This window comes from Pseudarthrobacter oxydans, from assembly GCF_013314975.1.
GTDB classification, from domain to species: domain Bacteria; phylum Actinomycetota; class Actinomycetes; order Actinomycetales; family Micrococcaceae; genus Arthrobacter; species Arthrobacter oxydans.
In genome coordinates this window covers 46,846-62,160 of sequence record NZ_JABTYH010000031.1, presented here as the reverse complement: position 1 = coordinate 62,160, position 15,315 = coordinate 46,846, and the positions used below count along the sequence as shown (strand labels likewise).

Here is a 15,315-nt window from a genome sequence, read left to right as displayed (position 1 = left end):
GCCGCCGGCGGCAGGCAGGGAGTTGGTGGTGAGTCCTGCTTTGACGGCGCCGATGATGCCGTCGAGTTGCTTTTGGGGACGGGTGCGACGTTCCAGGTCCGGACTCGCATCCTGGGGCGCGTCGTTCCAGACAGTGTCCTGCACGGTCGCACTGCCGTCTACGCTTGCGGCGGCCAGGACTCTGTTCATTGCGGCGCCGCTGCCTGTGTCGGTTTGGGGCTCGGTGCGTGTCCCGCTGCTTGCATCAGTTTCGGTGCCTGCTCCTGTCCCTGACCCTGACCCTGCTCCTGCCTCTGCCTCTGTCCCGGTCTCGGTGGAGACGGTGGTGCGGGGGTTCGTGGCGGCGTTCATGGCAGTGAGGAGGTGTTCGTACTGGTCTGTGGTGGCGAAGATCTCGAGTCGGTGCAGGCCATGGCAGGGTTTGCGGATGAACGCTCCCTGGGTGTGGCGGAGGGCTTCTTCGCTGGGTTCGGTGCCGTCGGCGTCGATGGTCTCGGCCCAGCGCTGCGCCAGGCGGGCCACGAAGTCTGGGTCGGCGGTGGCCGCGGCGTCGGTGAGGTCGTGTTCAATCCGGTCCAGTACATCCGGAGTGGTGTGGTGCCGGATGCGGTCCAGCGCAGCGGTGATGATTGTCCCGGCGTAAGAGGACACCACTGGCGCAGAAGCCCGGTCCGGTGAGACCCGCTCCGTACCCTCATCCGTCTCTTCGCCCGTGTCCGCAGCTGTTTCTTCGAAAGTCGTGGCTCCATCGGCTGACCCGGCCGTGGTTGGGTTGGGTGCAGGGGCAAGGGCGCTTGCGAGATGTGGCCGGGCCGGCGGGAGGGGCTCGCCCGTGAGGCTGGTCCCGGGCAGGGCCTGGTCAGCGAGTGCGAGGCGGCGGCGGGCCTCGCGCAGGGGGATTCGGAGCCTCAGACGGAGGAACTCCGCGGTGTTCCTGCACCCGTCGTCGGCCGGCGAAGTCACAACCGGCACTGCGCCCCACATCCCTGTTCCCGCCACGGGAGTGACCACGCCACCGGCAGCAGTGGCTGCGCTGGGTGCCGGTTCAGTGGGCATCGGGTCGCTGGGTCTCAGGTAGCTGTGGTCCGTGCCGCGCGTTGTGGTTTTGCCCGGCCAGTCGGCGTCTGTCTCGTTGAGTGTTTCGACGCCGCTTTCCCACCCGGTGACCCAGCCCCGGGACCGCGTGGACCGGGCGGCTGCCGCTGCGATGACTGCTTCGCTTCGGGTCCGGTCAACAGCGCCGGCAGCGAGTAGCTGCAGGCATTCAATACTCCGGGCGAGTTCCTCAACCTGGCCGGCGAAGTCGGCGGCCTGGACGTAGCCGGCCGCCGCAAGGGTATCCGGGGCAGTAAGCGCCGCAGCATTAAGCAGGTCTCCGATCCCTGACAACCCGGCCTGCGGCTGTCCAGCTGCTTCTTCAACACGTCCGGAGGCGCCGTCAGTAGCAGGTGCGGGGGGCGAACCGGGCCCGTCAGCAGGGGCCGGAGTACATTCGACAGCTACTGCAGTGAGGTGGCCTGGGATCACAGGCCGGGTGCCTGGCGGAGGTGGAAGGAGGAAACATGCATTGCGGAGTCCGGGGGTAAAACCGCCGGACTCCGCAAGCTGGTTCGCCATCACCTTCATGGGATAACTCTGCCAAAGGCCACTGGCAAAAGGGTCGGCTAAAGCGGCTGTGTGGATAACCCGGGAAACCGATACCAGTATGGGCAGGATATCCACATAGCCGCGGAGCCGTTTGGCAATTCGCTGCTGGGGTGGAAACCCGCTCCAGTGGTTAAGACGCCGCTGGCCGCCGCGTCCCCCAAGGATCGCGACGGCCAGCAAAGCCATTCAGTTGTAGCACAGGCAAGCGGTAATTGCGTTGTCAAGCGGAAACCGCTCTGCCGTATGCCGTCAGAGCCGCCTGTCAGGACTTCGAATCAGTTTCGTCCGAGGTGCCGAGGTTGTGGGTTTCCGGGTGCGTACTGTGCGCGGGGATGTGGCCTTCGCCAAGGTCGTCGCCGCCCGGGGTGCCGGCACTACGAATGCCCGTAGTTCCAGCAGTGCCGAAGCCGCCCGAAGTACCGGCAGCGCTGGTGCCGTTAGCGCCGGTCGTCGCGGCGTCGTCGGACGTTGGCGACTTCTTCTCACCCGAGGCGCCCTCGCGATGCATTGCCGAGCCGATGACCGTGCCTGCCCGGCGGGCGGCCTCACTCAACTGGTCCGCAACTTCGGGAGCTTTTTCCTTGATGGTCTCCGTCGCCACGGCAACCTTGTCCTGCACGGGCTTACTGTCCCAGATGCCGGCGGCCCTGGCCTTGAGCTTGTCGTACGCTGCCCGGCCCGACCGCGATCCAAGCACATATCCGGCGGCGATTCCTACGCCCAAAAGAAGTTTGTTTTTCATAATGAAATCCTGCTCCCTGAAAAGATTCAGTTCCGGCCAGAGAGGCCGGGAGATGGAAAAGCCGGCCTGGGGATGTTGTCCCCAGGCCGGCTTTCCTGGCTGGCGCGGCAGTTAGCTGCGTGCGCCACGCTTGGTGATCATGCCGTATACCAGCAGCACGATAAGTGCGCCGCCGATGGCCAGCAGCCAGGTCTGCAGCGAGAAGAACTCCTGCAGTCCGCTGCCGAAGATCATTCCGCCGATCCAGCCGCCGAGGAGTGCTCCAACGACGCCCAGGACCAGGGTGATGATCCAGCCGCCGCCCTGACGGCCCGGGAGGATCGCCTTAGCGATCGCGCCAGCAATAAGGCCGAGAATTAGAAATGCAATGAATCCCATTTTTTGTTCCTCTTCCTAAGTAAAGGAGGCCTCCGGATCCCGGGGGCACTTCATCCTTCTGCCTCAATAGTAATCATGCTTACTATCTATTTGCCAACCCCGGATTGAAGAAAAGCCCATTTCAGGGCCGTTTAGTGCCCCGTAACGTCGGAATCGTTGCCCGCGCCGGGCCCTTCGTCGAGGATAGCCAATTCCGCTAGATCCTGCGGATCCAGGGCGAAATCGAAGATATCCAGGTTTTCCCTCATACGCTCCGGATTGGCTGTTTTCGGAATCGTTACAATTCCGTGCTGAACGTGCCACCGAAGGACCAGTTGGCCGGGCGTTTTACCGTGCTTTTCGCCGAGCTGGGAGAGGATGGGCGCGCCGAGCAGGCCCGCCCCGGAGCCGCCCAACGGGCTGTAGGACTCCGTGACGATGCCGTGCTTTTCATGGAATTCCCGCTCGGCAGCGCGCGTTATTGCCGGGGACAGTTGGATCTGGTTGAGGGCGGGAACAATGTCCGTTTCAGCCATCAGCCGCTCCAGGTGGGAGGGCTTGAAGTTGGAGACCCCGATGGAGCGCACTTTCCCCTCCGATTGGAGGCGTTCAAAGGTCCTCCAGGTGGAGATGTACTCGTCCCGCGCCGGCAGGGGCCAGTGGATCAGCAGCAGGTCCACATACTCCAGCCCCAGCCGCTTTAGCGATCCCTCCAGTCCTTCCACCGCCCTGTCGTTGCCCTGGAACTGGCCGTCCAGCTTGGTAGTGATGAAGAGCTCATCACGGTCAACGCCGCTGGCCCGGATGCCGTTGCCCACGCCCTGCTCATTGCCATACTTCACGGCCGTGTCGATGTGCCGGTATCCGGCTTCAAGGGCTTGTACGACGGCGGTGGCCGCCTGGTCATCATCCAGCGGCCAGGTGCCAAGACCCACCTGCGGGATGGAGTGGCCATCATTGAGTGTGATCAGCGGTGCACGTGTCATTGGAACAGTCTCTCCCGGATTCGCCCGTCCCAGCCCCTGGACGCCCTAAGAATATTGTCGGCGTTGTACTGGAGGGACACGCCTGCAGGACGGTACGGCCTCAGGCGCCACTGCGCACCCACGCGATGAGCCGGTCGCTGAGTGCCATGTAGTCCTGGTCCACGGTCTGCAGCCGGGGGTTCGCGTCAAACCATTGAACGATTTGGCGGGCGCCGTCGGCGAACGGGATGGTGGCGTGGTAGCCGGGTACCAAGGACTTGATCTTGGTGTTGTCGAAGACCACGGAGTGTGAGCGGTCGCCCAGGAGGTTAGCGCCGAGTTCGGCGCTGTGGGCGGCGATGGTTTCCGAAGACACATGGACCAGCTCCGGCTCCGGAACGCCCGCGGCCCGCGCGAACAGCTGGTAGATCTGGTTCCACGGCAGGTACTCATCCGAGGTGATGGTGTAGCTTTCGCCCACCGCCTGCGGCCGGCCCAGCAGCCCCACGAAGGCTTTGGCAAAGTCCTGGCTGTGGGTCATGGTCCACAGGGATGTCCCGTCGCCGTGCACCATGACCGGCAGCCCCGAGCGCATCCGGTGGATATCAGTCCAGCCGCCCACCATGGCGATCTTGGTGCGGTCATAGGTGTGCGAAGGGCGGACCACGGTCAGCGGGAAGTCCTGCTCGCGATATGCCTTGTAGAACAGTTCCTCGCAGGCAATCTTGTCCCGGGAGTATTGCCAGAACGGATTCTTCAGCGGCGTGGACTCAAGAATCGGCAGCCTGGTGGGCGGCTTCTGGTAGGCGGACGCGGAGCTGATGAACACGTACTGCCCGGTGCGGCCGGAGAATAGATCCAGGCTGGCCTGCGCCTGGTCTGCCGTAAAGGTAATAAAGTCAGCGACGGCGTCGAACTCGCGCCCGGCGAGCACCGCACGGACCGCGGACGCGTCCCGGACATCGGCCGTGAGAATTTCCGCCCCATCCGGGACCGGCCTTGTGGACCGGCCCCGGTTGAGGATGGTGAGCCGGTGTCCCAGTGCGACGGCCCGTTCTGCCGCCGCCGCGCTGATGACTCCGGTGCCGCCGATGAAAAGGATGTTTCTCGGCGCCACAGTGTCGGCGTCAGGGGTGAGTGGGTTCACCACGCGTAGTCTTCCGGCGCCGTGCGGTGCCCCGGGAAGATGTCATCCAGCCGCTTGAGGGCGTCGGCGTCAAGGGTGACGTCGAGGGCGCGCACGGCAGCGTCGAGCTGTTCCTGGGTCCGCGGTCCCACGATGGGGGCCGTGACGGCAGGCTGGTGCAGGAGCCAGGCAAGGGCAACGTCGCCGGGCTCGTGGCCGAGCTCATCCGCGAAGTCCTCGTACTGGCGGATCTGGTCCTGGTGCTTCTTGAGGGTCTCCGCCGCACGGCCCTCGGTGCGCCGGACGCCGTCGCGCTCCTTCTTCAGTACCCCGCCCAGGAGCCCGCCCTGCAGAGGGGACCAGGGGATGAGGCCCAGCCCGTACTGCTGTGCGGCCGGAATGACCTCCAGCTCCACCTGGCGCATGAAGAGGTTGTAGATGGACTGCTCGCTGACCAGGCCGGTGTAGTTACGGCGGCGGGCCGCCTCCTGCGCCTGGGCGATGTGCCAGCCGGCGAAGTTGCTGCTGCCGGAGTACAGGATCTTGCCCTGCTGGACGGCGACCTCGATGGCCTGCCAGATTTCGTCCCACGGGGTGTCTCGGTCGATGTGGTGGAACTGGTAGACGTCGATGTAGTCGGTCTGCAGGCGCTTCAGGCTGGCGTCCAGGGCCCGGCGGATGTTCAGGGCGGAGAGCTTGGATTCGTTGGGGCGGTCCGTCATGGTGCCGTACAGCTTGGTGGCCAGCACCGTGTGTTCCCGGCGCTCGCCGCCCTTCGCGAACCAGCGGCCAATGATCTCTTCCGTCCAGCCGCGGTGGCCGGCGCCACCGTAGACGTTGGCGGTGTCGAAGAAGTTGATGCCCTGTTCATGTGCCGAATCCATGATGGAGTGGGCATCCGCTTCTTCCGTCTGCGGGCCGAAGTTCATGGTGCCGAGGCAGAGGCGGGAGACTGTGAGGCCGGAGCGGCCAAGATGGGTGTACTGCATGGGTTGTCCTTTCGGGGACGGGTCCGGGGCGCTGGTCTACAGCTGGGTGAAGGAGGCGACGGCGGGGTCTGACCCGATCCGGGCGCCGGACTCCAGGGCGGTGATGGCGGAAAGTTCGTCCTCCGTGAGCTTCAGGGGGCATGCGGCGAAGTTCTCCCGCATGCGTCCCGGGTCCACGGACTTGGGGATCACGATGTTGCCTGTTGCCAGGTGCCAGGCGAGCACCACCTGGGCCGTGGTGGCGTTGTGGGCGTCGGCGATGGACGTGACGGCGTTTCCGTTGAGGTCGCCGCCCTGGCCGAGAGGGCTGTAGGCCTCGACGCCGATGCCCAGGTCGCGGCACTTGGCTGCAAGGGCCGCCTGCTGGTAGCTGGGATGGAGCTCGATCTGGTTGACGGCGGGGACGATCTCCGCGGACTCCAGCAGGTTGTCCAGGTGTTCGGCCAGGAAGTTGGAGACGCCGATGGCGCGGATCTGCTTGTTCTCGTACAGCCACTCCATCTCTTTCCAGGCCTGGACGTAGAGCCCTTGGGAGGGGACCGGCCAATGGATCAGGTAGAGGTCAACGAAGTCCAGCCCCAGTGCTTTGCGGCTGTTCTGGAAGGCTTCCTGCGCCCGGCCCTGTTCGCCGTTCCGGAGCTTGGTGGTGACGAAGATGTCCTCGCGCGGAATCCCCGTGGCTGCAATCGCCGCGCCCACTCCGGCCTCGTTGCGGTACCCGGCGGCGGTGTCGATGTGGCGGTAGCCGGCCTCGAAGGCGTCCTCCACAATCCGCTGCGTGTCTTCGGGCGGGACCTGGAAAACGCCGAGGCCAAGCTGGGGGATAGTGACGTCGTTGTTCAGTGTCAGCTCTGACATGGGGGCTCCTTGATGCGCTGGTGCGGTAGAGGGGTGCCGCGGACTCGACAGGAAGAAAGCGGTTTCCGCTGGCTCCCTCCTGAGCCTATGCACTTTTGGCCGGTAAGTCAGCAGGACTGCCTGATTCTGTTTTTCCTAGGACTGCCAGTCCTACCTTCGTTGTAGAACAGAACCACCGTGCCGGGCACAATGGTCTGCATGGGTCAAAGCGCCGAGTTCGGAAAATTCCTCAAAGCCATGCGGTCCCGCCTGAGCCCCGAGGATGCTGGTGCGGGGCCGGCATCCGGCGCCCGCAGGGTTCCCGGCTTGCGCCGCGAGGAAGTCGCCCGCCTGGCCGGAGTCAGCACGGACTACTACGTCCGCCTTGAGCAGGGGCGGAACATCCACCCTTCACGCACTGTCCTGGATGCAGTGTCGCGCGCCCTCAGGCTGGATACCGGCGAGCACGCGCACATGCTGGACCTGCTGGAGAACTGCGCCGGGTCCGCCCGGTCCAGCGTCGCGGCCGCCCAGGGTGTCCGCCCCGCGCTCCGCCAGCTCCTGGAAGCGGTGGGGGACGTGCCGGCCATGGTGCTCGGGCGGCGCAGTGATGTCCTTGCCGGAAACCGGATGGCCTTCCTGCTGTTCACGGACTTTCCCGCTCTTCCAGCGGCGGAACGGAACCTGACCCGCTGGCTCATTCTTGATCCCGGGGCCCGGGAGCTTTTCCGGGACTGGAAAACTGTTGCGGCAGAGGCGGCAGGCGCCTTGCGGGTGGACGTCGGCCGGCATCCCAACGACGCCCAGGCCAACCAGCTGGTGGGCGAACTGGCGGTACACAGCGAGCACTTCCGGCAGTGGTGGGCAGGACACCGGGTGGCCACGAGGTCGGCGGGGAGCGTTCGGCTGCATCATACCGCCGTCGGGGACCTGGAACTGAACTTTGAGAACCTGGTCCTCCCGGACGATCCCGACCAGACGCTCCGGGTGTATTCCGCCAAGGCGGGCTCGCCGTCGGCCGATGCCCTTGCGTTGCTGGGGAGCCTGGGGGCCGCTGGACCGGAGGCAGCAGTCCGCGACGCCGCTCCGGCGGTTGCCGAGAACCGGGAGTAGAGACCCGGGAACATTGTGCTTTTGGCCAGTTGAAGCGGGTGATTCTGGCCACGAGCCCATTGGGGAAGAACTGCGCGCTTCCTAGGCTGGAGCTACACGCTTTCTCCACCTAAGGATGGTCTCAACGATGAAACGCATCGCACTGCTCAAGGAACGCAGGAGCGCCACGGCCGGCGCCCCTTCCACGGCCACAGGCTCGCACTGCCCGGCGTCCGGTCTCTGGAGTCCGGACCATGATCCGCACACCGTCCTGTCCTTCTTCGAAGGCCACGTGTTCCCAGCGTTCGACGGCGTTCCAACAGTCTGGCGCCGGCGCTCAGCCGGTACCGTCTCGGCGAACTAGTTGAACCCAAACTGGCCCGCACCCGACGTCCCCGAATCGGGGTTTTTCGACGTTAGGTGCGGGCCAGTTTGGGTTCGGGCCGTTATTCTTCGAGGCGGAAGCCGATCTTCATGGTGACCTGCCAGTCAGCGATCTTGCCCTCTTCAAGGTGGCCCCGGATTTCCTTCACCTCGAACCAGTCCAGGTTGCGGAGGGTCTGTGAGGCCTTCGCGATGCCATTGCGGACGGCCTCGTCCACACCCTGGTCCGACGTGCCGACAATTTCAGAAATGCTGTACGTGTGGTTGGACAACTTCGCTCCTAGTGATCGCCTTGGGGCTCCCGGTTGCGGGCCGTTCTTGAAGAGTAGTAGGACTCCCGGAGCATTGGCCAGACTTTATCCGCCCGGCCTATACGGATGTGCCGTTGGGCCGTTCATCAGCTGGGCAACGCCTCAACGCACGATGGAAATGTTCAGCGTGCCTGCGCCTGCATCCCGTTCGACCCGTTTCTGTGCGGCCGGCGCAGGTTCAATGGGCAGATGGGGGCCGGGCAGGCCCGATACTCCCGGAGCCAGGGATGCGCCCGGATTAGCTGAATTGTAGGCGTCCAGGACATTGACCCGCCGCCCGTTGACCCAGGTGCCCTCTTCATCGATTCCGGTGCCACCAAAGTTTTGGACTATCTGCGCGGGAGAAATGCCCGGCGCCAGCTCAAAGGTGTTGTTCCTCGCGATGATGCTGGACTCCACACCGACGCCCCACGAGTATTGGTAATGGTCAGGGTTGCTGACCCTGTACACGTTGTTATAAACGTGCGCCTGCCCAAACCGGACACGGGGAGCTCGCTGCTCAAGATCCACCAAGTCATTGTGGTGGAGGGTGACGCGAAGCCGGCCACGATCCGCCGTGGCACCGTCGCCATTGCCCCACAGCAGGGATTTGTCATGCCCCAGCATCCTGCTCCACGAGATCGTCACCAGGTCTGACTGGCGGACCACGTCCAGGAGGCCGTCATGCCGCAGGAAAGGCTCACCGAAATGGTCGGGCTGTTCGGCGTCGACTGTCCCGCCGTCATCCAGCGACAGGTGGTCCAGCCATACGTGGGTGGATCCCGATACCACCACGTTGTCCCACTCTGTTTTCCAGGTGTCCCCGTTCCAACCTGGGAAGCAGTCGTAGGCGTCGGAGATGCGGAGATTACGGACAATCACGTTGTCCACACGATCAATGTTCAACGTAAAGCCCGTGAGCTGGACGTCGCCCACGCCAACGATGGTGGTGTTGGCGCCGACGTTGATCCGGATTTGCTCCCGCTGGTTTGCGCTGGACGCCTTGCGCGCATCCTCGAGTGGGCCGGATGCCTGCCCCGCCCAGTGTGCAGGGTCGAATGCTGCCAGGTATGCGTCCAGGGAGTAGCCGTCCTCCGCGTAGTCTTCGCAGGCGATCGGGGTCCCGTCTGGAGCGGTATTTGCGTCGATGTGCTTTTTTACGTACACAATCTTGGGATCGTTTCCGGCCACTGCAGCGGCGAATTCATCCCTCGTTGCAACCTCGTGCACGTCTTCCGGCGCTGCAGTGGCACCGCCGGTTGTTCCGCCGTTAGCAGACGCCCATCCGTCACCTGCGGCAAGAACCTGCCTCCCCAGGTCAGTGGATACCGGGACCGCTTTAGGATCATGCTGCGTTGGTGCGGGAACTGACGCCGTCAGGGCAAGACCAGTGGCCATCACGACAGCCAGGGGTGTGGAAATCATTCCAGTTTCTCCTTGGAGTGTTGTTTGCCGCCCATCTCAACCACGCCCCGCGGGGGTCCAGTCACCGAGGAAGGTTTCCTTGGTGAACTTCGCCGCCTCGTCCGGCGTGAGCTGGGGGTGGAACTCGTTGGTATAGGCGCCGGGTCCGCTGTTCCGGTACTCGGCAAACCGGCCTTCGGTCCATGCACGGCCGCTCATGTCCGCCCAGCCCTGGACAGCGATGTGGTCGTCCAGGACCGAATCGCGGATGACGGCCATGGGGTGTGCGTCCGGGTCGCTGCTGGCGAACCAGGGGCGGCCAAGGCTGACCGTGCCGGGAGCGGCGTCGGAGGTCAGCGTGCTGTTGACGATCAGGAAACCGTAGGGGTTGGAGTTCTTGGTGCTTGGAGCCACGACGTAGCCGTTGTTGGTTGCACTGCCGCGGTCGAGGGAGTGGATGGCGCAGCCGTCGAAGACGGCGGTGCCGCGGCCGTAGAGGAAGTCCACGTCGCCTTCGATGTAGCAGTTCTTGAGGTAGGTACGGGCGGTGGCGTCGCGGCCGGTGGTGTCCGCCAGGTACGTGTCCTGGTTGCCCAGGAAGCGGGTGCCGTCGAAGGTCACCCTGTCTCCCACGGACCGGACGGCGAGAGCCTGGCTGCCGCCGTTCGCTGCTTCGTCGTAAGCGTTCTCCACGGTGAGGTTCCGTACGGTGGTTCCCTCGGCCAGGACGTTGAGGGTGGCACTTCCACCCGCTCCCCAGGTTCCGCCGTAGAACTTTACGCCGTTGGCCGGCAGGTCATAGCTGATGACGACGTCGGACGGGTTGGCTGTTGCGCCCTGGATGGTGAGGTTCGGGCGGTCCGCCCAGACGTTTACCGATTCGCGGTAGGTACCGGGCTTGACGGTGATGGTTCGGGGCATGGTGCTGCCGCTGGGGATGGAACCGATTGCAGCCTGCAGGCTGCCGAAGTCGCCCGTTCCGTCGAGGGCCACGGTGATCCCGGTGGCGTTGTTGGGCGCGCTGTTCTCCCTGGGACCGGCCCCGGCGGCAACGATGTCCGGAACGCGGGCGGCCTCGTCTTTCTGGTAGGCGTAGTTCTGCACGGGGTCAAACGCGGCGCCCACGTTATCCCTGCGGCCGCGGGTGCCGGTGAAAATGTTGTCCCGGCTAACCACCTCGGTGCCGGGGTCTTTGGCGACAATAGGGTCCTGCACGGCTGTGAAGGTGTTGCCCTCCAGCACCACCTTGGCGGCGTTGCGGCCCATCATGCCGTACTGCCCCACGTCCTGCAGGTAGTTGTTGTAGACGTGTGCGGCTGCGGTGTTGTCCAGGCTGAAGTTTCGCTGGGTGGTGTTGCGGATCCAGTTGTGGTGGATGGTGATTCTGGTCACGGCGTTGGAGGTCCAGCCCACGCCCAGGGCCTTGTTGTTGTCCGCAAAGACATTCCAGGAGTAGGTAACGAGGTCTGAGTCCTTGCGGGTGTCTATCAGGCCGTCGCCCATGCGCTGGATCTTCATGTGGTCCACCCAGACGTGGTGCGTGGTATCCAGTTGGATGCCGTCGCGGTCGTTATCCGGGCGCTTTCCGTCCCAGTCGCCAGGAATGTAGGAGTCCCGGATGGTGAAGTTCCGGAAAATGACATTGGAGGTGTTGATGAGCTTGAAGCCTGCGTTCACCACCTCGGCACCCGCTCCCGTGCCAATGAAGCTCTTGTTGGCGGCGACGGGGATTTTGACATAGTCCGTGGCGGCCAGGCTGCCCCGGATAAAGATCACGAGCGGTTCCGTGGCTGCCGCATAGTCCCTAAGTTCCTCGAGGGTGGACGCGGTGACAATCCTGCCCGCCTGGCCGCCGGTGGTTCCGGCCAGACCGTACCCCGGGAGGGATGCGAAGCCGTCAGGCGTTTGCTTCCAGATCGATTCCGGGGTGCTGTCCGCTGTCGGTGCCAAGGAGGCAGGCGCGGCAGCGGCCTGCCCGGTGGTCCCGGTGGGGGCGGCGGTTGCGGCCGGGACTGCCGCCAGGCTTCCCAGCATGACGACGGCGGTGGCCGCGCCAAGTAGACGTCGCAAACTCATGCAAAACTCCTTTGTTGCGTGCCGGGCAGCCTCCAGCCGGGCACGGGCATTCTGGGTTGGGTTGAGTTGGTGATGCGTGACGGAGAGTGCGGGCCCTGTTGAGGGCTGGGCTATTTCAGCCCTGTTGTGGCGATGCCGTTGATGAGGTATTTCTGGCCAGCGATGAAGAAGCCGATGATGGGTGCAATGGACACGACGGACATGGCGAACATGGGGCCCCACATGCTTTGGCCTTCTGAATCCATGAAGGCCCGCAGCGCCAGGGGAACGGTGTAGAGGTCCTGGTTCTGGATGTAGAGCAGGGGACCGAAAAACTCATTCCAGGTGGAGATGAACGTGAAGATGGCGGTGGTGGCCATTGCCGGGACACAGAGGGGCATGATGACCCGCAGGAATGTGCGGAAGGGGCCGCAGCCGTCGATCTGGGCCGCATCGTCCAGCTCCTTGGGCAGCGCCTTCATGAACTGGACCATCAGGAAGATGAAGAACGCGTTGGTGGCCATGAAGTTGGGAACGATCAGCGGCAGGTAGGTGTCCAGCCAGCCCAGCTGCGAGAAGATGATGTACTGCGGCACCAAGAGCACATGGCCGGGGAGCATCAGTGTTCCCAGCATCAGGGCAAAGAACAGCTTCCGGCCCGTGAACTCCATCCGTGCGAAGGCATAGGCAGCCAGGGCACAGGAGAAGATGTTCCCCACGATGGAGAACACCACCACGATCAGGGAGTTGATGAGGTACACGTGGAAGGGCTGGTTGAGGGCGGTCCAGCCCTGGGCATAGTTGCTGAAGTCCCAGTTTTCGGGCCACAGCCCCAACTGCCGGAAAATGTCGTTGCTGGGCTTGAACGAGCTGGACACCAGCCAGAGCAGCGGATACAGCATCACCAGGCCCACCAGGCAGAGGACCAGGTGCCGTGAGAAGCGGGTGCCCGGTGTGCCCGTTAGGGCGTCCTCAGCGGGCGGAGCTTCCTTCTTTTGCTTGTTCTTCAGGGGCAGATCGAGGAGAGCCATAGCGGTGCCTTAATTGTCGTAGAAGACCCAGAACTTGGATGCGATGAAGTTGATGGCGGTGAAAATCGCAATGATCATCAGCAGCAGCCACGCCATGGCGGAGGCATAACCCATCTCGAACTCGGTGAAGCCCTTCTGGTAGAGGTACAGGTTGTAGAACAGCGTGGAATCAGCAGGCCCGCCGGTGCCGCCGCTCATCACATAGCCCTGGGTGAACGTCTGGAAGGACCCGATCAGCTGCATGATGAGGTTGAAGAAGATAATGGGGCTGATCAGCGGCAGGGTGATGCTGCGGAACTGCCGCCACCGGGAAGCGCCGTCGATGGACGCCGCCTCGTAATACATGGTGGGCACCTGCCGCAGGCCCGCAAGGAAGATCACCATGGGCGAGCCGAAGGTCCACACATTGAGGACGATCAGCGTGCTCAAAGCGAACTCCGGGTCCGTCACCCAGGCGGGACCCTGGATTCCCAACTGTCCCAGGGCGCCGTTGACAATGCCGTCGTTGCCGAAGATGTAGCGCCACAGCATCACGATCGCGACGCTGCCGCCCAGCAGGGAGGGAAGGTAGTACACGGACCGGTAGATTGCCAGGCCCTGAAGGCCGCGGTTCAGAACGATGGCGATCAGCAGTGCCACGGCAAGCGAGATCGGGACCGAGACAAAGGTGTAGATAAACGTGACCTTCAGGGACTGCAGGAGGCGTGGATCCTCAAACAACGCCTGGAAGTTCGTCAGGCCCACGAAGTTCGGTTCGGTAAAGAGGTTGTAGTCCGTAAACGCCAGGTAGAGGGAGGCGAAGAACGGGATGATGGTGAACAGCATTCCGACGAACCACGGCAGCAGGAACAGGTAACCCGAACGCTGGTTTTTGCGCTTGGGGCGGGTCCCGCCTGGTTTCCCGCCCGGCGCGGCCAGGGTGGCAGCCGCGCCGGGGGCTTGCTTGGTCAGCACTGACATGCGTCAGGCTCCTATCTGGGTGTGGGGGTAACTGGACGCAGGCCGGCTACTTGTTGATGGCGGCATTGCTCTTCTCGAGGAAGGTCCTGGCCGCATCGGCGGGCGTGACGCGGCCAAACTCGACTTCCGTTGCCAGTTGCTTGAGGGTGTCCGCCACCACGCTTGCCCCCTTGGGGTACACATACGCAGGGGCCAGGTCGTCTTCCTGGATGGCGGCCACCATGTCCACGAAGGCAATGTCGTCCTTGCCGAGTTTTGGCTTGATGGCGTCCGCAACTTCCGGATTAATCGGCACCCCGCGCTGCGTGAGCGTTTCCGCGGCTCCGTCCGCATCGTTGATCAGGAAGTTCAGCAGTTTTGCAGCTTCCCTGGGATGTTTCGACTTGGCTGCAATGGACCAGAGCATGCTGGGATCAGCTGAGTAGCCGCGCCGCTCTTCTGTGGTCTCACCGGGCATCCGGAGCAGGACCACGTTGCCGCCGGCGGCCTCGTTGTAGGCCTTGTAGTTATTGATCGGAATGATCTGTGAGGCTACGGTGCCCTTTGCCAGGTAGGACTGGGCGGCTGAGCCGCCGATCTGCTCGAAGAAGCCTGCAGGGGGATAGCCTCCGGCTGCACGCAGGTCGACGCTGTACTGGAACCACTCCCGGATGGTCTCCTCGCTGACTCCGAGCTTGTTGTCCTTGGTGTAGAAGTCCTCGCCGCGCTGCCTGGCGAACAGGATGGGACCGGTTTCGGTGGCAACGTCGTAACCGGCCCCGTATACCTTGCCCCCGGTCTTCTGCGTGACCTCGGTGGCGAACTTGGCGTAGTCCTCCCAGCTCCAGGTCTTGTCGTCCGGGATGATGACGCCGGCTTGGTCCGTAATTGCCTTGTTGACCACCATGCCGATAGTGGTCACGCCCGTGGCCAGGCCGTAGAGCTTGCCATCCACCTCACCCCGACTTTGGATGGTGTCCGGGATGTCCGCGAGGTCCAGTTCCTGCAAGGACCTGAGGTCTGCGAGGGTGCCGCGCTGCGCATATTCGAGCAGGCTCCGGTTTGCCATGTTCAGCACGTCCGGAGGATTGCCCCCGGCGAAGCGGGTAGCCAGCTTGTCGGCGTACGGGCCGCTGTCCTGGTATTCGCTCTTGACGGTGATGCCAGGGTTCTTTTCCTCGAAGATCTTGATTGCCGCGTCGGTCATCTTGGCCCTGGTGGCGTCGCCCCAATAGACGAAGTTCAGCTCCACGTTTCCGCCGCCGGCGGCAGGGGCTGACCCACCGCCGCCGCAGCCGCTCAGGGCCAGCCCCGCGGCGGTGACGGCTGCGCCCAGAACCAGCCTGCGGGATATGGGGGTACTGACTGTCTTCTTCATTGAATGACGCCTCTCGTGGTTGCGCACCACGGTCCGGTGCGGCGGATTTTTGAAATTTCAACAGAAAGTTTCTGAATGC

The 15,315-nt window shown here is 63.8% G+C and carries 14 protein-coding genes and 1 pseudogene; 2 read left to right on the top strand and 13 right to left on the bottom strand.

The window, feature by feature from the left end; genetic code table 11:
* The 7 genes and pseudogenes from HTS88_RS17545 to HTS88_RS17515 form a co-directional block, all read right to left on the bottom strand.
* A pseudogene (locus HTS88_RS17545) lies at window positions 1-1,389 on the bottom strand (hypothetical protein); the annotation flags it as partial.
* 520 nt (window positions 1,390-1,909) lie between these two features.
* Window positions 1,910-2,389, bottom strand: coding sequence for a YtxH domain-containing protein (locus HTS88_RS17540; protein WP_174180616.1), 480 nt, complete (start codon window positions 2,387-2,389; stop codon window positions 1,910-1,912).
* A gap of 111 nt (window positions 2,390-2,500) precedes the next feature.
* Complete coding sequence (locus HTS88_RS17535) at window positions 2,501-2,767, bottom strand: GlsB/YeaQ/YmgE family stress response membrane protein (RefSeq protein WP_174180614.1); 267 nt, start codon at window positions 2,765-2,767, stop codon at window positions 2,501-2,503.
* 131 nt (window positions 2,768-2,898) lie between these two features.
* Window positions 2,899-3,732 (bottom strand): aldo/keto reductase, encoded by an 834-nt coding sequence (locus HTS88_RS17530; RefSeq protein WP_174180612.1) that lies wholly within the window; start codon window positions 3,730-3,732, stop codon window positions 2,899-2,901.
* 100 nt (window positions 3,733-3,832) lie between these two features.
* A complete protein-coding gene (locus HTS88_RS17525) occupies window positions 3,833-4,861 on the bottom strand; it encodes an NAD-dependent epimerase/dehydratase family protein (RefSeq protein ID WP_174180610.1) in 1,029 nt (342 codons plus the stop codon).
* The gene (locus HTS88_RS17520; protein ID WP_174180608.1) at window positions 4,855-5,826 is read right to left on the bottom strand and encodes an aldo/keto reductase; all 972 of its coding nucleotides are present in this window, start codon (window positions 5,824-5,826) and stop codon (window positions 4,855-4,857) included. The genes HTS88_RS17525 and HTS88_RS17520 overlap by 7 nt, the downstream gene beginning before the upstream one ends.
* 36 nt (window positions 5,827-5,862) lie before the next feature.
* Entirely contained in the window at window positions 5,863-6,684 is an 822-nt protein-coding gene (locus HTS88_RS17515) for an aldo/keto reductase (protein WP_174180606.1), read from the bottom strand.
* A gap of 198 nt (window positions 6,685-6,882) precedes the next feature.
* Between HTS88_RS17515 and HTS88_RS17510 the strand changes: the two genes are divergently transcribed.
* Together HTS88_RS17510 and HTS88_RS17505 are read left to right on the top strand one after the other, a co-directional pair.
* Window positions 6,883-7,776 carry a helix-turn-helix domain-containing protein gene (locus HTS88_RS17510; RefSeq protein ID WP_174180604.1) on the top strand — a complete coding sequence of 298 codons (894 nt, stop codon included), beginning with the start codon at window positions 6,883-6,885 and terminating at the stop codon, window positions 7,774-7,776.
* 127 nt (window positions 7,777-7,903) lie between these two features.
* Complete coding sequence (locus HTS88_RS17505; protein ID WP_174180602.1) at window positions 7,904-8,119, top strand: hypothetical protein; 216 nt, start codon at window positions 7,904-7,906, stop codon at window positions 8,117-8,119.
* 82 nt (window positions 8,120-8,201) lie between these two features.
* Here the strand turns inward: HTS88_RS17505 and HTS88_RS17500 are convergent, their stop codons facing one another.
* From HTS88_RS17500 to HTS88_RS17475, 6 genes are all read right to left on the bottom strand, one after another.
* Window positions 8,202-8,411: a dodecin gene (locus HTS88_RS17500; RefSeq protein WP_066273346.1), complete on the bottom strand. Its 210-nt coding sequence runs from the start codon at window positions 8,409-8,411 to the stop codon at window positions 8,202-8,204.
* Window positions 8,412-8,552: 141 nt separating this feature from the next.
* Window positions 8,553-9,854 carry a pectate lyase family protein gene (locus HTS88_RS17495; RefSeq protein WP_174180599.1) on the bottom strand — a complete coding sequence of 434 codons (1,302 nt, stop codon included), beginning with the start codon at window positions 9,852-9,854 and terminating at the stop codon, window positions 8,553-8,555.
* A gap of 36 nt (window positions 9,855-9,890) precedes the next feature.
* The gene (locus tag HTS88_RS17490; RefSeq protein WP_174180597.1) at window positions 9,891-11,909 is read right to left on the bottom strand and encodes a pectinesterase family protein; all 2,019 of its coding nucleotides are present in this window, start codon (window positions 11,907-11,909) and stop codon (window positions 9,891-9,893) included.
* Window positions 11,910-12,019: 110 nt separating this feature from the next.
* Window positions 12,020-12,919 (bottom strand): carbohydrate ABC transporter permease, encoded by a 900-nt coding sequence (locus HTS88_RS17485; protein WP_174180595.1) that lies wholly within the window; start codon window positions 12,917-12,919, stop codon window positions 12,020-12,022.
* Window positions 12,920-12,928: 9 nt separating this feature from the next.
* Entirely contained in the window at window positions 12,929-13,879 is a 951-nt protein-coding gene (locus HTS88_RS17480; RefSeq protein ID WP_174180593.1) for a carbohydrate ABC transporter permease, read from the bottom strand.
* A 46-nt stretch (window positions 13,880-13,925) separates the two neighbouring features.
* Complete coding sequence (locus tag HTS88_RS17475; RefSeq protein WP_174180590.1) at window positions 13,926-15,236, bottom strand: ABC transporter substrate-binding protein; 1,311 nt, start codon at window positions 15,234-15,236, stop codon at window positions 13,926-13,928.
* Window positions 15,237-15,315 lie beyond the last annotated feature (79 nt).